Origin of the sequence: Atlanticothrix silvestris CENA357 (assembly GCF_016056295.1) — a bacterium.
GTDB lineage: Bacteria > Cyanobacteriota > Cyanobacteriia > Cyanobacteriales > Nostocaceae > Atlanticothrix > Atlanticothrix silvestris.
This window is the reverse complement of sequence record NZ_JAECZB010000004.1, coordinates 77,074-100,603: the sequence shown is the minus strand read 5'-3', so window position 1 is coordinate 100,603 and position 23,530 is coordinate 77,074. Positions and strand designations below refer to the sequence as shown.

The following is a 23,530-nucleotide window of genomic DNA, read 5'->3' as shown; positions in this document are numbered from 1 at the left end:
ACCAATACTTTAGAGATGTAGCTAGCTACATCTCCATATTACGTTTACACCGAAGATAATGTTAATGTTAAAATTTTATGACTTTATTGTTACTTCGTTACTTAATTCATATTACACAATTAAGCTGCATAACAGCTTAATCACTAGGTTTTTGGCTGTAATAAACTAGAAATTGCAGCGAGCAATTCTTCTGGGGCTACAGGTTTGGCAAGGTGCTGCTGAAATCCTGCTGCTAGTGCCTGCTGTTGATCAATTTCGCTGGCATAAGCAGTTAGGGCGATCGCTGGTATCTTTTGTTCCCCTTGTTCTGCTTCTATAGCGCGCACTTGTTGTATTAGCATATAACCGTTCATCTCTGGCATCCCAATATCGCTGATCAAGATATCTGGTTTTGCTTGTGCTAGCGCTTGTAATGCCTCAGTGGCTGAAGTTACTGCGGTTACAAATGCACCAAACTGCTCCAATACAAAGCTGAAAAAATCACGGGTGTCAGTATTGTCATCCACAACTAAAATTTGTATACCCATGAGAGGGGAATCAGCAGCAGGCAAATTTGTCGAATTGACCTTCGTTGTATCCTTGATGATGGCACTGTCCTTAATTAGCGGTAGCCTAACTGTAAAAACAGATCCTTGTCCCTCTCCTGGACTTGTCACCTCAATTGTGCCGCCATGCATCTCGACTAAGCGACGGGTAATCGCTAAACCTAGCCCCAGACCACCAAATTTTCTAGTAGTCTTACTGTCAGCTTGGCGGAAATAATCAAACACATAAGGCAGAAACTCAGAATTGATGCCTTTACCCGTGTCGCTCACAGTAATTTCGGCATAAGTGTTGATGCAATCCAATCGCACATTTACTTGTCCTTCGTCGGGTGTGAATTTGACAGCATTCGATAACAGATTCCAGAGGATTTGCTGCAAACGCGCTGCATCACCCAAAACTTGTCTAACATTAGGGTCAAGCATCGTTTGAATCTGAATGGACTTAGCCTCTGCTGCCAAACGCACCGTTTCCATTGCCGCTTCAATAGTTAATGCCAGATCAATTGATGCCATGTTGAGATTAAGTTTACCTTGGAGAATGCGAGAAACATCCAGCAAGTCTTCAATTAGTTGAGCTTGTAATTTGGCATTGCGTTCAATGGTTGCTAGTGCTTTGTTGAGGGCTGTTTCATCAAATTTACGGCTTTGCAAGAGTCTTGCCCAACCTAAAATCGGATTCAATGGCGATCGCAACTCATGGGAAAGTACCGCCAAAAACTCATCTTTGATGCGGTTAGCTGTCTCTGCTTCTGTTCGTGCTGCTTGTTCACGCTCTAGCAGATATTCACGTTCTTTTTCAACTTCCTTGCGATCAGTAATGTCAGTTAGCATGGCGATCGCACCCAAAAACTGACTTTGTTCATTAAAAATGGCTCTAGCAGAAATTAGTGTCCAGATATAGGAACCATCTTTGCAACGCCATCGACCTTCTTTAAGATCACTGCCTTGGGTTGTCAGCCACTTTAGTTGTTCTTGAGCAGCCATCCCATCAGTCTGTTCGATAAAATCAAACAAGGAACGGCCGAGTATTTCTTCGGTTGGATAACCTAACATTTGTGACATTCGCTGATTGACAAATTCTGTGCGCCCTTGAGCGTCAATCATCCAGATGCCTTCATAAGAGGTATCAACAATTTGGCGATACTTAGCTTCACTCTGTTGTAAAGACTCTTCTGCACGTTGGCGATCGCGGCGCTCTTGGGCTTCCCGTAATGCCCGTTGTACAGAGGGGATTAAACGCCCTAATCGTTGTTTTAATACATAATCGGTAGCACCGTTTTTTAAAGCTTCAATTGCCAATTCTTCACCCAACACCCCAGAGACAAAGATAAAAGGAATATCTGGACAGCGATGGCGCACAATGTCTAGGGCAGAGATACCATCAAAAGATGGTAGGTCATAATCGGCAAGAATTAAGCTGAAAGTCTTTGTTTCCAAAGCTGCGAGAAACTCAGCACTAGTTTCGACTCTTAACAGTTCACAATTAATTCCCCCTTCGGTTAAAATCACTTGGATCAGTTCTGCATCTAACAGACTGTCTTCTAACAGTAGGAAATGCAGGCAACTCATCAGTTACTCTCCTGTAAACGCTTAGGTGCAGAAGATAAAGCGCCTAGAGGAGGCTGATTAATCACTGCCCAAAACAGCCCCACACCCTTAATGGCATCAACAAAATCATGGTAATCTACAGGTTTAACAACATAAGCATTAACACCTAACTCGTAGCATCTAACTAAGTCTGGTTCTTCTCGTGAAGAAGTTAATACTACTATAGGAATTGATCGCATTTTGGGGTCAGATTTGAGTTGTGCCAGTACTTCAAGCCCATCGATTTTAGGTAATTTCAAATCGAGCAGCACGACAACAGGATGGCCCTCCATGCGTAATCGGAACATTCTTCGTCGATAAAGATAATCTAATGCTTCCTCTCCATCACGTAGCACCACTACTTCATTGGCAAGATGGTTTTCTGATAGAGCAGTTAGTACCAACTCTACATCATTGGCACTGTCTTCAATCAGCAAAATTCGCTTCAGTTCTTGCATTCCTTCTCCTGTCTCAACAACTTAGGCAGTGAGAAATAGAAGGTAGCTCCGTTACCAACTACGCCCTCTGCCCAGACTCGACCATTATGCCGATGAATAATGCGCTGCACGTTGGCCAATCCCACACCTGTACCTTCAAATTGTGGGTCAGTATGCAGGCGTTGAAATACTCCAAACAGCTTGTGTACATATTGCATGTTAAAGCCAACGCCGTTATCTTGCACAAAAAAGACAACTTCGTTTTCATCATCAGTACTTCCAACAGTAATTTTTGCTGGGTTTTGAGTCTGGGTATATTTAACGGCATTGCCTATTAGATTGTAAAGAACAAGGCGCAGCATTGAGGGGTCGCCCTGCACTTCTGGTAGTGATTCGATCTGCCAATGAATTGTGCGTCCTTTGGTTTCTGTCACTAGGTCGCGCTTAACATCTCTTACTAATTGCTTCATATTTAAGTTGATGTAGCGCATCTCAGTGCGTCCCATGCGTGAAAATGTCAGCAACTCATCGATTAGGATACCTGCTTGTTTAGCAGTGGCGGCGATCGTTCGTAAATAGCGCTGACTGGTTTCATCTAAATTCGCTGATTTTAGCCGCTTTTGCAGCAGTTCTACAAATCCGGCAATGTGGCGTAATGGTGCGCGTAAGTCGTGCGAAACTGAATAAGAAAAAGATTCCAATTCCTGATTAGCAGCTTTTAATTGAGCAGTGCGCTCTTGAATTCCTTGCTCCAGGCTTTCTTTGAATTGCCAAATTTCCATTTCAGCTTGCTTGCGCTCTTGGATGTCTACACACGAACCGATATAGCCAAGAAATTCTCCATTAGTTGCAAATCGAGGGACACCAGCATCCAAAATCCAACAGTATTCGCCATCAAAACTTCTGAGGCGATATTCCATTTTAAAATTTTGTCTGGCATCAAAAGCATTAGTATATGTGTCTAAGTAATACTGAAAATCATCGGGGTGAACTCCTTGTGTCCACCCGTTGCCCATCTCTTGCTCCAAAGTCCTTCCGGTAAAGTCTAGCCAAGTTTGATTAAAGTAGTTACAAAGCTTGTCAGTACCAGACATCCAAACCAGTATAGGAGCAGCATCGGTCATCTGACGAAAGCGGGCTTCACTTTCACTCAACGCCGCTTCAGCTTGCTTGCGTTCGCTAATATCGCTGACTAATGCCACAAACCCTTCAACGGTTCCCTGACTGTTGAACCGAGGTACATAAGTACATTTAATGTAGCGCGTGCCACCATATCTATAAGGCACTTGGGTCTCATAGGTAACTTGCTGTCCTGTCAATACCTGTTCTACATAAGGACGAATGGCTTCATAGGCAGATTCACCCAAGACTTCCCAAAGATACTTGCCATAAACTTCCGTTGCTGAATGCCCAAACCATATTTCATACTCTCGGTTGTTGAAGCGGTAACGTTGTTCTGCATCTACAAAAGAGATCAGAACTGGCAATGTGTCTGTGATCAAGCGAAGTTGGGCTGCTTCGGCTTTTAGGGTCTCATGCTCCGTCTGCTTTGTGGCATTGACAAACGCTGTGGTTTCTGTGGCTACCAGCAATATCCCCGCGATCGCTCCCGTTTCATCTTCAATGGGGCTATAACAAAAGGTGAAGTAGCATTCCTCAACGTAGCCATAGCGATTAACCAAACGTAGCTGGTTCTCTAAACACGTTGCTTGACCTGTAATTAAAACCCCTGCCAGTATAGGTTCCATCACATCCCATGTTTGGTACCAACACTCTTGCGCTCGTTGTCCCAATGCGCTGGGATGTTTGGTTCCCAAAAGGGGACGATAAGCATCATCATAAAACTGCACTAAATCTGCACCCCAGAAAAGCATCATTGGCAAGGGAGACCCCAGACAAATGCTGATGGAGGTTCGTAAGCTCTGTAACCAACTTTTTGCAGATCCAATCGGTGTAGCAGCCCAATTGATGCTCTGCATCAGCATCTTTATTTCACCACCCCTATTTAAGAAGTCGTTAAAAATTGCTGCCTTGGCTTCAGTCATCTAAATCTCGACTCCGCTTCAGAAAAATATTTTATTTGTTGAGAAGCTTCTGTCCACATTCTTGCACTTCGGTTACGGCAGAAGATATAGAGTCAAGCCCCTACGGGGAATTAAAAATTAAAAAAGGTCAACGCCAAGCGAAGTATTACCCCTACGTTTAAGCAAGCTACGCTTAACATTTGGTAGAGAAGGGTCAACTGAAATATAGCATCCGCTATGCTTAATTATCAGCCAGTAGATAGAAGCATTTGTCTATCTTTAGAGGTAAATCGTCAAATGAAGGATAAAGTCTTAACTATTTTACCTCCTCCTACACAGCAAATTAACAGTGTGATCGCTCTTCGTGCTGGTGTTGAATTATATGTATTGCGTCTCGACCTCATGCACCTTTTAGTTAACGGTAACAAGTGGTTTAAGCTCAAGTACAATCTTTTGGAGGCCAAACAAAAAAACTTCACAACGCTGCTTACCTTTGGCGGCGCTTATTCCAACCATATTTTTGCGACTGCGGCGGCTGGAAATCTTTTGGGTTTCCGCACCATTGGTGTCATCCGTGGAGAACAGAAGCTACCGCTAAACCCTACCTTGAGTTTTGCTGTACAGCAGGGTATGCAGCTTGTGTACATGAATCGTGAGACTTACCGACAGCGAAATACGCCAAAGTTACAGCAAGATTTACAGCAACGCTTTGGTGAAGTATTTGTAATCCCCGAAGGTGGTAGTAACTTAAACGGTGTACGCGGCTGTACCGAAATCATTAGTGATACAGCGGCTTATGACACTATATGTGTAGCTTGCGGTACGGGTACAAGCTTAGCTGGGATTACACTTTCGCTGCATCCAGGGCAAAGAGCGATCGCTTTTCCTGTACTGAAAAATGGAGAGTTTCTCACACAAGAAATCGACAGTTTATTAAATAATTACTTGGCTTCTGGTCTACCTATACCTAATCACTCTTCGACACATTGGCAACTAATATGTAATTACCACTTTGGCGGCTATGCAAAAGTCAACAATGAACTACTAATGTTCAGCCAGCAGTTTCAGCAAAAACACGGCGTACCTCTTGATTATGTATATACCGCCAAAATGTTTTACGGGGTGATGGATTTATTACAGCAGGGATTTTTCCCTCCAGGCGATCGCTTGTTGTTGGTACATACTGGAGGCTTACAAGGCAATATCGGAATGAAGGAGCCGATTGAGTAAAAATTATGAGGTTAATTCAGAAGTCAGTGAAGCCATGATTTATGGTTATTTGCTTCGTCTCATGCTTAGGTGCTTAATATTTACTTTACGAATCAGCTCTTAGTCTTTTGGTTTGTCTGGTACATAAAACTTTGAGGATTGTAGGGAAAAATCTGGAATTTGTGGGTTGACAGATGTATCTGCTAATAGAGCAAATAAATTCTATTGCTCAGTCAAATAATTCAATTTTATGTAGGAAAAAAATGTCTGAAGTAAACTTTGAAGGACTAAAACTATCTGTCCTTGACTTATCTTCTGTTCCAGAAATCTACTTACGAGAGCTTACTGTTGATGAGTGCCATCAAATCCAAGGTGGACATATCCCTGGACTACCTAGTCCATCAGAAGCTACACCGCCTCCTGGTTTTCATCGAGGCGGCTGGTCTGGATGGTTTAAAGCTCAAGGTATCTTTCCTGATTGATAATTAACTCTTTATGTAGGATTGAGGAAAGTCAGAGGGGCAACTCCCTGGCTTACTAACTAGGTATTGAACCAGGGTGAATACATCTAAACTATAAGAATCCTTTAATAGCAAAGCAATGGTTTGTGCGTTTGCCCTTATTCTGCTTTGATGATTTAAACACCCCCAACACTTGCAAAATCCCTTTCATTGACAGCCGCCTTCTCCCGCTTCATCTCCTGAACTCGATTCAGCAGCCGCTTGGGAATATACTTTGAGGATTTGAGAGGAGAGTGCGATCGCATCACTGGGAGTAAGGCAAGCAGTAGCGGCATAGCCCTGAAAGAGAAAGGCGATCTGCTGTATATGCGATCGTCACTTCACCACAACAAATCACTTAATAATGGCACACGTTACAACGACTGTACCTCCGCTTCAAGCAGATGACTGGGGCGAATGCTGCGAAAAGCTACTTCTGCCTGCAACAGATTCCAATGCAGAGATCATCGAAATCACTGGCTACAAACTCGTCTATGTCAATGGAGCTTGCCTCAGAATTTACCGCGTCTACAAAACTGAATTCAATGATCGGTTTGGTTTTTCAAAACAGTTTTGCTACGAAGCGATCGCTAGTGTACTACGAAACTACATCTTTTTAGGATACGACAACTTTGAAAAACGCCCTAACCCTTCATACCTAACATTTGCCTCCTGACAAGAGCATGTCCTGATTGAACATCAAACCAGTGAATATGCTCCGGAGGCAATGCTAATGTAATATCCTCGTCACTCCAATTTTGGTCTGTTGATAACAAAGCACGTACCGTAATCGCTTCGTTTTGTGAACCTTCAACTCTGACACTGAGCAAATAATGCATACCCAAATTTTCTACTAGATACACTCGCCCTTGGATAGTCTGGGTATCACCTAGTTGAGCAATACGGACATCTTCTGGACGGATTCCCAAAACAATCTGGGGTGGTATAGTTGGTATATCTGGAAGAACTACTTGGAAGTTACCCAGTGTAGCGTATCTTTCCTTACAAGGTAGAGTCAGCAAATTCATTTGAGGACTACCAACAAATCCAGCCACAAATAGATTAGCTGGATGGTTATAGATGAGTTCAGGCGGATCAAGTTGCTGGACATAGCCATCGTTGAGCAAAGCTACTTTCGTGGATAGCGTCATCGCTTCTGTTTGGTCGTGAGTGACGTAGACCACTGGGACTTTTTGTACGGCAAAAATTTGCTTGAGGTCGGCTCTGACTCGCTCTCGCAGCAGTGCATCCAGGTTACTTAATGGTTCATCTAACAGGTACACATCGGCATTACGCACCAAAGCACGACCGACCGCAACCCGCTGCCTTTGACCTCCAGACATCTGACCTGGCTTACGGTTCATTAACTCTGCTAATCCTAAAACTTCTGCCACTTCTGCCACTCGCCGTTTAATTTCTGCTAATGGTACTTTTTTGAGCTTGAGTCCAGAAGCGAGATTTTCGTATACCGTCATGTGGGGATAGAGTGCATAGCTTTGAAATACCATCGCAATGTTGCGATCGCCTGCTGGCTTATGGGTGACATCCATTTCCCCAATCTTAATCTGACCGCGAGTAGGTTCTTCAAGACCCGCAATCATCCGTAGAACGGTGGATTTGCCACAGCCGGAAGGGCCAAGTAAAGTGAGAAACTCATGGTTATCTACAGTCAAACTAACGTCTTTGACAGGGATGACTTTAGGATTGTAGGTTTTATTCAGGTTTGTGAGTTCGAGTTTAGCCATTTTTCTAATTGTCAGTGGTCAGTTGTCAGTTGTCAGTTGTCAGTTGTTAGTGGTCAGGAGGCAGAAGTATGGATTCTTCATTTTGAATTTTGAATTGATTTGTCTCCCTCATCCTTTGACAGCACCAGCGGTCAGACCTTGGACAATCCGGCGCTGGAAAAACAAAACTAGTAAAACCAGGGGTAATGTCCCCACAACAGTAGCAGCAGCGATCGCACCGTAAGGAATTTCAAATACTGTTGCACCACCCAACTGAGCAGCAGCAACGGGAATCGTCTTCAATTCTTCACGGGTGATAAACGTTAAAGCGAAGATAAACTCGTTCCAGGCAAAAATAAAGGTGAGAATTCCAGTCGTCACTAAGGCAGGAAGGGTCATAGGCAAAACGATTTGCCACAGTAGTTGCAAGGTGTTGTAACCATCGACTTTTGCAGAATCTTCTAAGTCTTTGGGCAATTGTTGAAAGAAGCTTTTGAGTACTAAAATTGTCAGCGGCAAATTAATGGCAGTGTAGGGTATAATCAGCGCCAAATAATTGTTGCCCAATCTAAGGGCTTGGATAATTTCTAACAGTCCCAAGAACAACAGAATTCCAGGAAATAAGGTAACGATTAGAATGCTGGCGAGGATAAATTGTTCACCCCAAGGGCGTAACCGTGCCAGCGCGTATGCAGCGGGCGCTCCGATCGCTAAAGCTAAAGCTGTAGAAGTAATCGATACAAAAGCGCTGTTAAAGATGTAGCGCCAAAATGGACGACGGGTGAATAATTCAATGTAATGACTGAAAGTGAATCGCGTCGGAAAATAAACCGTAGGAACGGCGGCAATATCTTCGTTAACTTTAAACGAGGTCAGCAATTGCCATAAGACTGGCGCTAGGCTGAATAACATTACTAATGCAACTGCTATAAGCAGCAAGATTTTTTTCAGAGAAAATCTGGTTTTCTCTGTTCGTTTTGGAGTTGTTGAAACTGCTTGTGGAGTTGAACTCATGGGTTAAATGGCTCCTGATGCTTTGGCACGGTATTTATTCAGCAAGAAACTAGCGATCGCCACCGCAGCAATTAATATAAGAAATGTCACAACTACGAGGGCTGCTCCATAACCAAAATCTAAGTAGCGCATCACCGTAGAGTAGATGTACAGTGACACCACTTCAGTAGCACCACCAGGGCCACCCCCCGTCATCACAGCAATCAAGTCGAAAATCCCGAAAGCTTGAGCAAACCGAAATAGGACTGCAATTAAGATTTGCGGTAGCAGCAATGGCAGGGTAATATTGCGGAAGCTTTGCCAAGCATTTGCTCCATCGACAGAATAAGCTTCATAGAGGTCTTTTGATATCGACTGCAAGCCAGCCAACAGCAGAATACTAATAAAGGGTGTAGTTTTCCAAACATCAGCAAAGATAACTGCGAGCATTGCCAGAGTTGGATCTCCTAACCAGTTAATCCCCGTTTTAATCAACCCCAATCGCAGTAGAATGTCGTTTACAATCCCAAACTGATCGTTAAAAATCCAAGCCCATGCCAGACCAATCAGAGCAGTAGGCAAAGCCCAAGGTAGAATAGCGGTTGTCCGCACTATGCCCCGTCCAAAAAACGCCTGATTGAGAACCAGAGCAATCAAGAGTCCTAGCAGGAGTTCTGAAAGTACAGATGCTGTTGTGAACACAGTCGTCGCCCATAAACTCTGCCAGAAACGACCATCTCCCGCCATCCGCACATAATTGTCTAAACCAGAGAATACTGGTTGTAGCTCCGTTCCCAAATTCCTAGTAAATGCACTTAACCAGAATGCTCGTAGAATCGGGTACGCAAATACAAACAACAACAGCAGCAATGCTGGTGTTAGTAAGAGCCAAGCAGTTCTTTGTTCTCGACTTCGGAGTGTATGCAGATTAGTCATTTGTCAGTTGTCAGTTGTTAGTTGTCAGTAATGTTTTTTCTCCTTGCTCCCCTGCTCCCCCGGTTACTGAGCGCAGTCGAAGTATGCTCCCCTGCTCCTGCTGTTCTCTACCCAATCCCTAGTCCCTAGTTCCTAGTTACAAGCAGTCGGCGCGTTTCATTAGCAGCAGCTTGCATTGCTTGTTCGGGACTTGTCCTACCGGATAGGGCGGCGCTGAGATAACGCTGCAAGATATCTGATGTCTGGGCATATTGCGCAATCGGCGATCGCAAAACTGCATTGTCCACGACTTCCAATAACTGCGGATAGTGGGGATATTTGGCAACAATTTCGGGATTTGTAAACAAATCCCGGCGACTTGGCACATAGCCGGCACTCAAAATGAATCGGCGCTGTACCTGTTCACTGGTAAAGTACTGAATTGCTTTCCAAGCTTCTTCGGGATGTTGAGAAGATTTAGCAATTCCTATACCCCAGCCTCCTAGACAAGCTGCTCCAGTCTGACCAGGAGCATGAACCATTGGTTTAATTGCTATTTTGCCTTGGATTGGCGAATCCTTTGCTTGGGCTAAAGGCCATGCATAAGGCCAACTGCGTAAAAACGCCACTTGACCACTTTGGAATAAGCGTCGAGTGTCTTCTTCTTGATAAGTTGTAACTCCCGGAGGAGAAATGCCCTCCCTGATAGTATTACGTAAAAATTCAATAGCTCGTAATGTTTCTGGTCGATCTAGTCCCACTTCCAGGGTGTCGGGATTAACCCAAAAACCACCAAAGCCATCGAGGACTTCCACAAACATAGCCACAAGTCCTTCATACTGGCGACCCTGCCAAACATAGCCCCAATTTACCTTGTCTTGCTTCTGCAAGGTTTGGGAAATTCGCATCAGATCCTCAAAGGTTTCTGGTGGTTTCAATCCTGCTTTTTTAAGTAAATCTTCCCGGTAGTAAAGCATTCCCACATCAGAACGTACTGGAATGCGATACAGTTTGTCCTGGTAACGTCCCCCTTCTACATCCTTGGGTGAAAATGCTGCCAACTCCTCTTTGGAAATGCGATCGTCTAGGGGTAGCAACCATCCAGCAGCGGCAAATTTGGGTGTCCAGATGACATCCATATTCACCAGGTCGTAAGGAGATTCACCTAAGATAAAAGATGATGTATACAGGTCTTCGAGCAAATTTGTGGCATTTGGCCCTTCAACTAGGTTAATGCGAATGCCTGGATTTTCAGCTTCAAAGTCTCTGATTAAACCCTGTTTCCAAGGTTGGGCATCGGGGGCAGTAATTAACATATTCAGGGTAACAGGTTGCTGTGGGAATGCTACCCAACTGAACAATATGATACCTAACAGAATTGTCAAAAAAATCCCTAGATGCAAAAAACTTGGTTTTTGGATCAATTTTTGCAGTTTGTTTATTGGCTTTCGGTACAACATTATTAATGTAGCGATCGCTATTGGTAATAATTATATAGTTATCGCGCCGAAGTAATTGTGTTTACTGCCTGTTTGCGTAACTTAACCATCCTTACTAGTGGGACTTACACAAAAATATCCAGACAAGAGGCTTTAGATGCACATATAGCTAGCTTTTAAGCAACCCCTGATAATGTGGCGTTTGCTCAAAGGTTGTACAGTGACGAATGAAATGGCTTTGAAACAAAGGCTTGGGATTGCTTTGCGGTTACTTTCGAGCGAATAATTTTACTTGGAGCAACGCTCCAAAGTGAAGTGGCTTGGCTGAGGGGCTGGGGAAGCAAATACAATCAATGCCAATTAAAAATGCATGTATTTCTTAACCCAGCAATAATATGAGTCATTTATATTTAATAATTATTTTAGAGTTCAACAAAAGTGCAAAGTCTTAATCATTTGCTATTTTGTCGCACTCGAATCATAGTAAAGATGTTGATTAAGTTCAATTAACATTCAAAGTCAGGAAAAAGTGCCATGTCACAAGAAAAGTTTTTTGACGAAGCTCTAGAAGCGCTATATAAAGCCGCGAAGGCATCTGCCAATTTTGTTGAGGCGGCATTAACCTCAAAAGATGGTGATTTTGACTCAGCTTATAAAGAGCGTTTAAAAGTAGCGCTTTCGGTATTGAAAATTACATGGTCTAACGAAGAAGAAGATGAAGAATACGAAGAGGACGAAGAGAACGAATTACCCCACACACTAAGTAACAATTAGAGGACTTATACCAATTGTTTGTGCCTAGGATTGGGCAAAAGTGCGTTGATTTTTTAAAGCAGCAAAGCGGTCGCACTTGATATATCTCTTAGCCCTTGAATTAGCTTTAGTTCTTTTGTACTCCTTTGGTGACTTTTTCTTATGTGTGACAGTTAAAGCGCGGAAGGTGGAATATATTTTTCTTGATTGAATAATTTTTTAGTTTTTCTCACTATTTTGCTCAGTTTCTACAAGTTGGGCTTGGGTGCGGCGCAATTGTTCTAATGCCAACTCTAAGCTGAGATTTTTCTCATTTAATTCCCGTGTCCGTTCACAGACTTTCTTTTCCAGTACTTGGCTGTATACTTCTAGCTGTTCGTTAGCGTCGTTTTGAGCTTTGATGAGTTGCTGCACTTCTAAAATTAGACGATTGAGGGAAGCAGCCAAGATACCAACTTCATCATTAGTGGTTACGGGTGCTTGCAAATCAAAATTAGATTCCTCTGTAACCTGTTGGGCAACATGGGTAACTGCTTGAATGGGATGAGCAATGGTGCGACTAGTGTAAATTGCTAGTAATGTGGCGATCGCAATTGATAATGATAAGCTGCCAATAATAATATATAAGCGTAATTTCTCTGCTCTTTGCAGTTCTTCGTTTGCCAGATGATACTCCTCAGCTATGACTTCAACGAGGTTAGTGATGTCATCGAGGAAGTTATCAATCATAAAAACTGATGAGCCATGCATGAAATTGAGAAGTTGGTCTTGTGCTGCTCTAATTTCGTTGGATGATAATTGTCTGGGATTGTTATTTTGAAACAGAGTCTCTGTGCGTTCTAAATAAGCATCAAAACCTTTGTGAGTTTGCAACAAGCGGCGAATTGCTTCTTGTTCAATTACAGAATCATAGATAGTAGAGTTATCATTACTGTAATTGGCTCTAAACTCATACCACACGAGTCTTGCTTGATAAACATAATTAACTAAATCTGTGTATTGTTCTTGCCATCTTTTTGGCTCATTCATGTACAAAATCAGTTTATGTTGGTTAGTGCGGACACGAAACACACTGGTTTTGAGTTGGGATACCTCATATAATTCTTCAATTGCCGCTTCTTCTCGTTTTTGCGCTTGTTGCTGGTAATAATCCGCAGTCATAAACCCAATAGTAGTTCCCAGCACTGTGATGCTTACAAGCAATCCATATCCCAAGCCAATTTTTTGGCCAACCTTCAGATGGCTGAACCAAGACCTAAAATTGTTTGTGTGTGGACTGGAGTTATTTGACTGGATAAAAACCAGCTCATCGAAGTTGTTGTGCTGTTTCATACTCAACCACGACTCCGATCAACTTGAATCCGTTCCAGCAAGCCACTGAAGCAAAATGCTTTGGTAATAGAGTTATTAACCTCATTATGTTCGCAAGCGATAACCCATCCCTCTAACTGTTTCAATGACTTTGCTGCCTAGTTTCTTACGGAGATAACCAACATACACATCGACAATATTAGAACCTGGGTTATAGTCGTAACCCCAAACGTAATCTAGTAGTTGTTCTCGACTGATCACTTGTCCTGGATGACGGCAAAACATTTCTGCCATTGCAAATTCACGAGCAGGTAGTTCGACGAGGCGATCGCCTATTTTAACTTGTCGAGTCCGCAAATCAAGCACTACATTACCAGCTTTTAGAGTAAACTCTTGATCATCTCTTACAGGTCTAGTACTTCGCAACCGCAACTTTACCCGCGCTAGCAGTTCTTCAAATCGGAAGGGTTTGGTGACATAATCATCTGCACCTCCTTCTAGTCCAGCAACTTTGTCGTGAATGTCACTGCGAGCAGAGAGGATAATCACAGGTAAGTCTTCACCCTGTCCACGTAGTTCTTCTAGGACTTGAAATCCATCTTTTCCAGGCAACCCCAGATCTAGAATTAACAAATCAAAAGTTCCACTTTGCAATACATCAAGCACATATAACCCATCTGTAACCACTGTTGTTGTGAACCCTTGCGATCGCAACCCTTTTTGAACAAATGAAGCAATTCGAGGTTCATCTTCAGCGATGAGAATGTTGGGCATAGGCACTCATTTAGGGAACTCCAAAAATTAAACTATCCAATTTTTACATCCAAGTAGGACTAAGTAAGTCGGTGAAATAAAACCAAACCATGTGAATAAAAGTAAATAAGGCTCAAACTCTTTCTCCCCCTGCCCCCTGCTCCCTGCTCCCTGCTCCCTGCTCCGGTCACTGAGCGTAGCCGAAGTGCTGCTCCCCTGCTCATTTAGGTGGATCAAGTGGTAAGACAATAGTAAACATCGAGCCTGTTCCTAGTTGACTGCGAAGCAATACTTGCCCACCGTGGGACTCTGCGATCGCTCGTACAATAGACAAGCCCAATCCAGCCCCCTCTGAACGACGGCGACTGTTAGAAGTTCTAGCAAAACGTTCAAAAATTCGTTTTTGATCAACCAATGGAATGCCTTCACCTGTATCACGTACCCAGAAACGCACCTTTCCTTTGGCGATCGCAGAGCCTATAGAGATAGTGTCACTGTTACCAGTATGCTGAGTAGCATTTTGCGCCAGATTCATCACAGCTTCGGTAATTCGTTGGCGATCAACAACAATCCGGCCTTTAGCTACAGAGTCTAGTTGCCAGTCCCTTTCTGCCAATGCTTGGGCTTTAACAAACAACTCTTGGGTGAACTCTGCAACGTTCACTGTTGCCACCTGCAAAAAGTCTATACGTTCTGCTTTTGCCAGCAAAATCATATCATCAACCAAACGGCTCATCCGGTCTAGTTCTCCTATGACCAATGCCAGGGTTTCTTGTTGTTCCTGGGGGTCATCTCCCATCAGCTCTAAATGTCCACGAACGATAGTGATGGGGGTGCGGAGTTCGTGTCCAGCATCGTTGACAAATTCACGTTGGGTAGCAAAGGCTGCTTCTAGTCTGTCCATCATTTCGTTAAATGTCGTTGCCAGTTTTCCTAGTTCTCCTTTACCGCGTACAGGCAAGCGCTGAGTTAAATCTGACTCACTGATGGCATGAGCCGTGGTAGTAATCGTCCGCAGAGGAGCCAATACTCGCCCTGCTGCTAACCAAGCCAAGGTTAATGACACTATAAATACTAAGCTAGAAACTTCAATAATCACACCAACCGCTTCTAGAGCTTCTGCTCGTTCACCAGCGGTGGTATGAGCAATAATAAAAACTCCCCGTGTTTGTCCATTAATTTTAATGGGTTCCACCATGTAAAGAATCTTACAGGCATCAGTTACAGAAAATTCTTTTTCTCCCTGTTCTGGTTGGGTTTGCTTTGCCCACCGCTTCATGAGCTGTGAATCTTGAGCTAGGGGCTTGGGGCGCGCCAGCGGACTAGATTTGTAGAATTCACCATCTATAAAAGTAATAAAGTAAGAGTCATCTTCTGGTCGCCGATACAACAGATAAGCTCCAAAAAGCTTCATTACATCTTCTGCTGAGGCTGGAGTAGTGATTTGTTCATTTCCAGAGGAAAACCACTTTAATGGTTCTGGCTCAATTACCATCTCTTGTGAGGCATCATTATTGAGTGTATTTTCTCGAATAAGGCTTTCCCCATTCATCAATGCCTTGAAATCCATCATATCTGCCACCATGTCTCGACGAACACGCTCATCAATGCGTTGGTAGAGCTGGTAGCGAAATGCAGGAATGGCAATCAGAAAAGTTATGCCTAAAATCAGCAAGTACCAAAGCAAAATCCGGGTGCGTGCTTCTCCAAATATTTGCTGCCAAACTATCAGCACACGAGACATTGTGGTATCAGACTTGCGATCGCGGCGATGAGTTATTGCTTTGTTCATTTCTACTCCTCCTCACTTGAAGCGGTTTCAAATTATCAAATAAAGTTGTTGAAAATGATATTTAATCCGTAATAAAACACATTTAAATTAGAAAATTTTGACAGAAATCTAAAAATTGAACTTTTTTTATTAAAAATTTATTCGCTATATCTGATGGAAGTTAATATGACTTAAAAGGAAGTTACTTTTTTATAAATGCTCAATATGATGAGAATAAAGTTATATTCCAAAAGTAGATTAAGGGAAGGTTGTTACACAGATGAACTTCCTTGCTTAAATCTGGGGCAAGGTACTATGGGCAGTTCTGATTATACAGAGCTTGTGCCCTCAATAAATCTTCATAACATCATACTTTTGACCTCGAATTAATTTTACCGACCTAATCTGTTTTTTCAACATGAGAAAATTTTCATCAATTTTTCATGCTTGATTCATGAAAAATTGATAGTTTCTAAAATAGTATTTACCTTTTGTTAATTATTGCTTAACCAGATGTTAATACTTTTTTATAAAAAACGCTTATGAAAAATAATAATTATTTCTTAGGAAGAATCTACACTACATTGGTCAAAATTTTATAACTTAACAGAAAAAAAGTTAATGCCATTTGATTCAATTGATTGAATGAATTAAATGTTAGAAATTTGTTAAGTTAATTCAGCAATAAGGACGTTAATTGTTTGAAAAAACTATCCCTTAAATTGGCAAATGTGTATATGGAAAAGTTGTTGCCTCCTTCTAAGGAAATAGCGCGAACATCGACTGGGGTAATGTCTTCAAAGGTTAGTGGTTTATCGAGCAACGCTCGTAAATGGCGCATTGCTTTATATTCCCACGACACAATGGGATTGGGGCACAAACGCCGTAATTTGTTGATTGCTCAAACATTAGGATGTTCATCCCTAGAAATTGATGTTTTGATGATTAGCGGCATCCAAGATGCCAGCAATGTACCTACACCCCCAGGTGTTGATTGTTTGACTCTACCTGCTTTGCACAAAAACATTGATGGAAAATATCAGGCGCGGCGTTTGGATATGTCATTGCAGGAAATTATTACACTGCGATCGCAAGTTATTTTAACCACCATCAAAACCTTTAAACCAGATATTTTCATTGTGGATAATGTGCCGCGAGGAGCAGTCAGAGAACTAGATCCCACCCTAGAATACTTGCGTACTCAAGAAAAAACACACTGCATTCTCGGTTTACGGGATGTCTTAGATGAACCCGCCGCTGTGCGTCGAGATTGGAAACGAGGGGCTAATGAAAAGGCGATTCAAACCTATTATGATGCGGTTTGGGTGTACGGAGATCAAGCCATCTATGACCTAGGAAAGGAATACCATCTCCACCCAAAGACTATTGCCAAATTCCGCTATACTGGCTATCTCGACCAGCGTAGCCGCCTCAAGTTCATCGATATAGAAAGCGTTCAGGCATTTAGATCACTGAATCTGCCATCTGAAAGAATAGCATTGTGCTTAGTGGGAGGTGGACAAGACGGAGCGCTTTTGGCAGAAACATTTGCTCATGCTGAACTACCACCAGAGATGAACGGCATTATCTTGACGGGGCCATTTATGCCGCGAGAGGTAAGGCAAAAGCTTCAGAATTATGCTGCTCAACGTGACAATTTGTGCGTGTTGGAATATTTAGCGGAACCAACACTATTACTGAATCGAGCCGAACGCGTCATTGCAATGGGTGGTTACAACACAACTTGTGAATTGCTGTCATTTCAAAAGCGATCGCTCATTGTACCCCGAATCAAACCCCGGCAAGAGCAGTTAGTCCGTGCCGAACGATTACAAGCGCTTGGTTTAGTTGATGTATTGCACCCACAGCAACTAACACCTCAAGCATTGACAGAATGGTTAACACAGGAAGTTCAGCCACCACAAGCCCGTAATTGTGTCGATCTCAAAGGACTTAACCGCATTCCCCAATTCGTAAATGAAATCCTCACCTCTGCTCATCACTCATCACAACAAGCCTCGTGAAGAAAGCAGGGGGAGCAGGGGAGCAAGGGAGCAAGAAGAAAAAACATTACTAACAACTGACAACTAACAACTGACCACTGACCATGGCATGTGTTGCTTACATTCTCAAACGATATCCTCGCTATTCTGAAACCTTCGTAGTCAATGAAATTTTGGCTCATGAAGCGGCTGGCTTAAAAATTGAAATTTTTGCCTTGAGACCGTCATCTGACACTCACTTTCAAAATATTATTTCCCAGGTGCGCGCGTCTGTAACCTACATTCGCAAGCCTATTCAAGGTCGCATGAGCGAATCGCTTAATAGTCTCGCACCTACAGCCGCTAGTTATTTTTGGGCAGAATTACAAGAAGCCAGTAAAGTCATTCCAGACTTTTGGTCAAAGTTAGCAATTGCTCAAGGTGAAAAAGCTAGCACTGTTTATCAAGCCGCATGGCTAGCACGGGAAGCGCAACTCAAAAACATCACTCATTTACACGCTCACTTTGGCACGATCGCCACCAGTGTAGCTAGACTAGCATCTCACTTTACAGGCATTCCTTACACCTTTACTGCTCATGCTAAAGATATCTTTCATGAAAGTGTTGAATTTGAGGATATGCAACGTAAGTTACAGGATGCGGCTACTGTCGTGACTGTCAGTGACTATAACCTCAAGCATTTGCAAAAAACTTATAGTGTAGCCGCAAAGAAAGTTCAGCGGATTTACAATGGTTTAGATTTGCGACAATTACAATATTCTTCTCCAGCAGAACGGCCTCCCTTGATTATTTCAGTTGGTCGGTTAATCGAGAAGAAAGGGCTATCTATTTTAATAGATGCTTGCGCCATCCTGAAGCAAAAAAATTATGAGTTCCAGTGTCAAATTGTCGGTACAGGATCGTTGGAATCTGCATTAAGACAACAAATCCAAGATTTAGAACTGCAATCTACTGTGGAAATTGTTGGCCCCCGTCCTCAAAATGAGGTGTTTCAATTGATGCAGCAAGCTGCTGTATTTGCAGCGCCATATATTATTGGCAAAGATGGCAATCGGGATGGATTACCTACAGTTTTACTCGAAGCTATGGCATTGGGAACGCCCTGTGTAAGTATCGATGTGACTGGGATTCCGGAATTGATAAGAAATGGCGAGACTGGATTGATTGTGCCACAACATGATGCTAAACAATTAGCGATGCCTTCTCTTTCAGAGACGCTACAGCGAACGGCGGGCTTTGCCAATGCACTTGAGCAAGTTCTTACAGATCCTGTTTTGCGAGTTAAGTTGTCGGCTCAAGCTAGGCAATTAATTGAGTCGGAGTTTGATATTCATCGTAATGCTGCAATGTTACGGGAATTATTCCATACGGCAATAAAACCCCGGCGATTAGAAATCGCGGCTATACAAACCAAGTCCGTCTGCGCGGACTAAGTGCAAAGCATCAAATGTTTAAACTAATCCAGGAGGTGTAAAGGGTGAGGATTGCATACATCTGTGCTGATCCGGGAGTACCTGTTTTTGGGCAAAAGGGATGCTCGATTCATGTCCAGGAGGTGATACGAGCTTTGCAAGGGCAAGGTTGTCAAGTGGAATTATTTGCTACTCGCATTGGGGCAGAATTACCCGCAGATTTAGCTAATGTTGTGGTTCATCAACTTCCAGTTATCCCTAAACTGGAAAAGGCGCTGCGAGAGCAAGTTGCTTTATCAATTAATCTAGATTTGCGTTTAGATTTGGAGAAGTTTGGCCCTTTTGATCTCATTTATGAGCGTTATTCTCTTTGGAGTTATAGCGCAATGGAATTTGCCCAAACTATGGCAATTCCTGGATTTTTAGAGATAAATTCACCTTTGATTCAAGAACAGGCAAAGCATCGCGGTTTAATTGATCGCGAAAGTGCTGAACAAGTAGCCAATCAAGTTTTTCAAGCTGCTACAGCACTGATTGCTGTTTCAGATGAAGTGAAAACTTATTTAATCAATTATGTAGATAGTAGCAAAGTTCAGATCATTCCAAATGGTGTAAATCCTGAGCGTTTTTCTGTCCTTCATACTGCAACTCAGCCAGAAAACTTTACAGTGGGATTTGTCGGCACATTGAAACCGTGGCATGGATTGCCAATTCTCACCGAGGCTTTTACTAGACTGCATCAACGTGTTCCCAATGCCAAACTTTTAATTGTGGGTGATGGCCCAGAAAGAGAAAATCTTGAAGGCGAATTAGCTAAACGCGGCTTAGATTCTCATACTCAATTTACCGACGCGGTAAATCCTGATGAAGTGCCTCAATTATTAACAAAAATGGATGTTGCTGTTGCACCCTATCCAGCGCAATCGGATTTTTACTTCTCACCGTTGAAGGTGTATGAATATATGGCAGCTGGTTTACCAGTCGTTGTGAGTCGAATTGGACAATTGACAGATTTAATTGATACAGGGGTGAATGGTATTCTTTGTCCTCCAGGTGATGCGATCGCCTTGGCAGATGCATTAGAAAAATTGTGGCGATCGCCTACTCTGCGTCATAGTTTAGGACAAGCTGCTCGCCAAAAGGTTCTGAAAAATCATACTTGGGATGCGATCGCTCAAAAAATCCTACGTATGGCTGGACTTTATGTTGAGGTGAGGCGATAAATGTCAAAACCCTTAAAACAAGCGATTCCTGGTTTATGGGGAGTACTAAGCTATTTTTGGCCTTACATCCGCCCACAGTATGGACTAATTTTGATTTCTGCGATCGCTCTAGTTGCAGATGTCGGACTCCGAGTGCTGGAACCTTGGCCTTTGAAGTTTGTCTTCGATTATGTTCTGATTCGGAGTAATCCAGCAACTAATATTCCAATCATTGATCGCTTAGAACCATTAACATTACTGACATTCTCGGCAGTTGCAGTCATAATCATTACCGGATTACGTGCCCTTGCTGCTTATTGGAGTACCGTTGGATTGGCAACAGTCGGTAGCCGAGTTATGGCCGAAGTACGTAATCATTTATATCGTCATCTGCAAGATTTATCTTTGGGTTATCACACCAAAGCTCGTAGCGGTGATTTAATTGTGCGTGTCAGTAGTGATGCTAGCCGTCTGCAAGAAATTATGATTACGGCAGCATTACCGCTAGTAGTTAGCATTCTCACCCTCTTTGGCATGATTGGGGTGATGTTTTTGATGAATCGCAACCTCACCCTACTTTCACTGTTTACACTACCGTTATTTTGGTTAGTTACTAATCGACTCAGCCAACGAATTAGACAGTCTTCATTAAAACAACGCAAACAAGAAGGAGCTGTAGCGGCGACGGCGGCTGAGTCAATTGCTGCTATTAAACTGGTTAAAGCCCTCTCGCTGCAAGATGCTTTTGCACGAGTGTTTGCTCAGCAAAATCAACGTAGCCTCAAAGAAAGCGTCAAAACTCAACGTCTGGCTGCTCATTTAGAACGCACCGTTGATGCTGTGATTGCTTTAGGAACAGCGATCGTGTTATTGTACGGCTCTTGGCTGGCGTTACAAAATGCTTTAACGCCTGGGGATGTGCTGGTATTTCTCACCTATCTCAAGAATGCCTTTAAACCGGTGCAGAACTTTGCTAAGTACACCGGACGACTCGCTAAAGCAGCGGCCTCTGGTGAGCGAATTTTAGATGTATTAAATCAGCAACCTGATGTCCGAGATTTGCCGGATGCAATTCCAGCCCCAATCTTTCGAGGTGCAGTGCGTTTTGATCGTGTTCACTTTGGCTATGAATCAGGACAGGTTTTGCTGCAAGATATCAATTTAAATATTCAACCGGGACAGCAAGTAGCGATCGTTGGGACTTCTGGTGGTGGTAAATCTACATTAGTCAGTCTATTATTGCGACTTTATGATCCGACATCGGGTCGCGTGATGATTGATGGACGGGATATCCGAGAGTACACATTAGAATCATTACGCCCACAAATTAGTGTAGTTTTGCAAGATAGTCTATTATTTGCCGCTACCATTCGCGAAAACATTGCTTATGGGATTGCAGGGGTATCCGATGCTGAAATCGCAGACGCAGCTCGTTTAGCTAATGCTGATGATTTCATCCAAGGTTTACCGCAAGGATACGACACCCTTGTAGGGGAAAGAGGCGCAACCCTTTCAGGTGGACAACGCCAACGCATTGCGATCGCTCGTGCTGCTATTCGTCAAGCTCCTATTTTGATTTTAGATGAACCTACGACTGGGTTGGATAAGGGGAATGAAAAGGCTGTGATTGATGCACTGCATAGATTGTCGGAAAATCGTACGACTTTTTTAATTACTCATGACCTTTATCTTGCAACTCGCGCAGATATGATTCTATATATGGAAAATGGGCAAGTGGTGGAACAAGGTTCTCATTTGGAATTGATGCAAAAAAATGGGCGTTATGCGGCTTTGTATCAAGTGCAGAATGCTATGGAAAATGGAAATGATTTTTATCACGCAGAGGCGCAGAGGCGCAGAGAGTAAGAGTTTTAATGCACCTTTTGATATCTCAAAATCTCATTTTCTCAGCGCCTCTGCGTGTTAGCGTAGCGGGGCGTAGCCCGGTAAATTAATATGATTGATCCTAAAATGCCTTTTTTGTCGGCAGCGATTGATCCGGTGCAGGTGCAAGAATGTTTTGATAGGCGTTTGGCGATCGTACAAAATACTTGTCTGCAAAAAATCCAAGTTATTCGCCACAAACCAGGGCGGCGTTGTTTGATTGAATATGAGTTAGTTAATGATTCTGGACAAACAATTACGCTGATTGGTAAGGTCAGAGCTAAGGGAACAGATTTCAAAAGTTATGAGTTACAGAAAGCTTTGTGGTCAGCGGGATTTGCTGATGATAGTGCTGATGGTATTTCTGTACCGCAACCTGTTGGTGTAATTCCTGAATGGCAGATGTGGTTGCAGTACAAAGTTGAAGGTGCGATCGCTACTCAATTTTTAACGCCAAATCACAACATTTTACTAGCAAAACGAATTGCTGAAGCTGCTTATAAACTTCACCAAACTAATATTCCTCCTCGCCGTTCTCACACCATGACAGACGAATTGCGAATCTTGCATGAGCGCATATCATTAGTAATACAACAATATCCCCAATGGCAAGAACGTTTAGAACAAATATTAGAAGCATGTAATTGGTTAGGAAAAAATACACCAGAACCAAAACGTTGTGGTATTCATCGAGATTTTTATCCCGATCAAATAATTATTAATAATTCTCGTTTGTATCTCATCGATCTAGATTTATATTGCGAAGGTAATCCGGCACTTGATATCGGTAACTACATCGCTCATATTCAAGAATATAGTCTTCGCACATTTGGTAATTCAGAAGCGTTGCGCGAATGTGAAAATGCTTTGATTGAAAGATTTATTCAGATGACAAATGATGATTTACAAACCGCCATTGAATCTTACACCATTCTTACCTTAGTACGACACATTCATATCAGCACCCGATTTCCAGAACGCCGCCCTTTTACAGAAGAATTGTTAAATCTATGCGAACAACGACTCAAGATAATTCGTAATTCGTAATTCGTAATTCGTGATTATAAA

The 23,530-nt window shown here is 42.7% G+C and carries 20 protein-coding genes; 9 read left to right on the top strand and 11 right to left on the bottom strand.

Translation table 11 applies throughout. From position 1 onward, the window contains the following. Positions 1-143 precede the first annotated feature (143 nt). Genes I8751_RS03565 through I8751_RS03555 form a run of 3 tightly spaced genes read right to left on the bottom strand, consistent with a single transcriptional unit; the run spans position 144 to position 4,614 of the window. Positions 144-2,114 carry a hybrid sensor histidine kinase/response regulator gene (locus I8751_RS03565; RefSeq protein ID WP_214437784.1) on the bottom strand — a complete coding sequence of 657 codons (1,971 nt, stop codon included), beginning with the start codon at positions 2,112-2,114 and terminating at the stop codon, positions 144-146. Then, positions 2,114-2,590 carry a response regulator gene (locus I8751_RS03560; protein WP_214437783.1) on the bottom strand — a complete coding sequence of 159 codons (477 nt, stop codon included), beginning with the start codon at positions 2,588-2,590 and terminating at the stop codon, positions 2,114-2,116. Before I8751_RS03560 ends, I8751_RS03565 begins: the two co-directional genes overlap by 1 nt. Further along, positions 2,578-4,614, bottom strand: a complete 2,037-nt coding sequence (locus tag I8751_RS03555) for a sensor histidine kinase (RefSeq protein ID WP_214437782.1) — start codon at positions 4,612-4,614, stop codon at positions 2,578-2,580. Before I8751_RS03555 ends, I8751_RS03560 begins: the two co-directional genes overlap by 13 nt. 276 nt (positions 4,615-4,890) lie before the next feature. On the opposite strand from I8751_RS03555, the gene I8751_RS03550 reads away from it, so the two are divergent. Both I8751_RS03550 and I8751_RS03545 read left to right on the top strand, forming a co-directional pair. Continuing rightward, complete coding sequence (locus I8751_RS03550; RefSeq protein ID WP_214437838.1) at positions 4,891-5,823, top strand: 1-aminocyclopropane-1-carboxylate deaminase/D-cysteine desulfhydrase; 933 nt, start codon at positions 4,891-4,893, stop codon at positions 5,821-5,823. Between the two features lie 242 nt (positions 5,824-6,065). Further along, positions 6,066-6,284: a hypothetical protein gene (locus I8751_RS03545; protein ID WP_214437781.1), complete on the top strand. Its 219-nt coding sequence runs from the start codon at positions 6,066-6,068 to the stop codon at positions 6,282-6,284. Between the two features lie 155 nt (positions 6,285-6,439). Here I8751_RS03545 and I8751_RS03540 read toward each other — a convergent pair whose 3' ends face one another. Continuing rightward, on the bottom strand, positions 6,440-6,598 hold the full coding sequence (locus I8751_RS03540; RefSeq protein WP_214437780.1) for a hypothetical protein: 159 nt from the start codon (positions 6,596-6,598) through the stop codon (positions 6,440-6,442). A gap of 68 nt (positions 6,599-6,666) precedes the next feature. On the opposite strand from I8751_RS03540, the gene I8751_RS03535 reads away from it, so the two are divergent. Beyond that, the gene (locus tag I8751_RS03535; protein ID WP_214437779.1) at positions 6,667-6,978 is read left to right on the top strand and encodes a hypothetical protein; all 312 of its coding nucleotides are present in this window, start codon (positions 6,667-6,669) and stop codon (positions 6,976-6,978) included. Here I8751_RS03535 and I8751_RS03530 read toward each other — a convergent pair. The 4 genes from I8751_RS03530 to I8751_RS03515 all read right to left on the bottom strand — a co-directional run bounded on the left by I8751_RS03530 (position 6,947) and on the right by I8751_RS03515 (position 11,394). Further along, entirely contained in the window at positions 6,947-8,047 is a 1,101-nt protein-coding gene (locus I8751_RS03530) for an ABC transporter ATP-binding protein (protein ID WP_214437778.1), read from the bottom strand. The two genes, I8751_RS03535 and I8751_RS03530, sit on opposite strands and share 32 nt — an antisense overlap. 108 nt (positions 8,048-8,155) lie before the next feature. After that, positions 8,156-9,040, bottom strand: a complete 885-nt coding sequence (locus I8751_RS03525; RefSeq protein ID WP_214437777.1) for a carbohydrate ABC transporter permease — start codon at positions 9,038-9,040, stop codon at positions 8,156-8,158. Between the two features lie 3 nt (positions 9,041-9,043). Then, a complete protein-coding gene (locus I8751_RS03520) occupies positions 9,044-9,955 on the bottom strand; it encodes a carbohydrate ABC transporter permease (RefSeq protein ID WP_214437776.1) in 912 nt (303 codons plus the stop codon). 125 nt (positions 9,956-10,080) lie between these two features. After that, complete coding sequence (locus I8751_RS03515) at positions 10,081-11,394, bottom strand: ABC transporter substrate-binding protein (RefSeq protein WP_214437775.1); 1,314 nt, start codon at positions 11,392-11,394, stop codon at positions 10,081-10,083. A gap of 513 nt (positions 11,395-11,907) precedes the next feature. Here I8751_RS03515 and I8751_RS03510 point away from each other — a divergent pair. Beyond that, positions 11,908-12,147 carry a hypothetical protein gene (locus I8751_RS03510; RefSeq protein ID WP_214437774.1) on the top strand — a complete coding sequence of 80 codons (240 nt, stop codon included), beginning with the start codon at positions 11,908-11,910 and terminating at the stop codon, positions 12,145-12,147. A gap of 198 nt (positions 12,148-12,345) precedes the next feature. On the opposite strand, the gene I8751_RS03505 is transcribed toward I8751_RS03510, so the two are convergent. From I8751_RS03505 to I8751_RS03495, 3 genes are all read right to left on the bottom strand, one after another. Further along, positions 12,346-13,287, bottom strand: coding sequence for a HAMP domain-containing protein (locus tag I8751_RS03505; RefSeq protein WP_225893930.1), 942 nt, complete (start codon positions 13,285-13,287; stop codon positions 12,346-12,348). A gap of 255 nt (positions 13,288-13,542) precedes the next feature. Next, positions 13,543-14,211 carry a response regulator transcription factor gene (locus tag I8751_RS03500; protein WP_214437772.1) on the bottom strand — a complete coding sequence of 223 codons (669 nt, stop codon included), beginning with the start codon at positions 14,209-14,211 and terminating at the stop codon, positions 13,543-13,545. 199 nt (positions 14,212-14,410) lie between these two features. Continuing rightward, positions 14,411-15,982, bottom strand: coding sequence for a sensor histidine kinase (locus I8751_RS03495; protein WP_214437771.1), 1,572 nt, complete (start codon positions 15,980-15,982; stop codon positions 14,411-14,413). Positions 15,983-16,698: 716 nt separating this feature from the next. Here I8751_RS03495 and I8751_RS03490 point away from each other — a divergent pair. From I8751_RS03490 to I8751_RS03470, 5 genes are all read left to right on the top strand, one after another. Continuing rightward, a complete protein-coding gene (locus I8751_RS03490; RefSeq protein ID WP_214437770.1) occupies positions 16,699-17,985 on the top strand; it encodes a glycosyltransferase family protein in 1,287 nt (428 codons plus the stop codon). Positions 17,986-18,068: 83 nt separating this feature from the next. Beyond that, positions 18,069-19,397 carry a glycosyltransferase gene (locus I8751_RS03485; RefSeq protein WP_214437769.1) on the top strand — a complete coding sequence of 443 codons (1,329 nt, stop codon included), beginning with the start codon at positions 18,069-18,071 and terminating at the stop codon, positions 19,395-19,397. A 44-nt stretch (positions 19,398-19,441) separates the two neighbouring features. Continuing rightward, positions 19,442-20,599: a glycosyltransferase family 4 protein gene (locus I8751_RS03480; RefSeq protein ID WP_214437768.1), complete on the top strand. Its 1,158-nt coding sequence runs from the start codon at positions 19,442-19,444 to the stop codon at positions 20,597-20,599. Then, positions 20,600-22,444, top strand: coding sequence for an ABC transporter ATP-binding protein (locus I8751_RS03475; RefSeq protein WP_214437767.1), 1,845 nt, complete (start codon positions 20,600-20,602; stop codon positions 22,442-22,444). Positions 22,445-22,534: 90 nt separating this feature from the next. Beyond that, positions 22,535-23,509, top strand: coding sequence for a phosphotransferase (locus I8751_RS03470; RefSeq protein ID WP_214437766.1), 975 nt, complete (start codon positions 22,535-22,537; stop codon positions 23,507-23,509). The last annotated feature ends 21 nt before the right edge of the window (positions 23,510-23,530 follow it).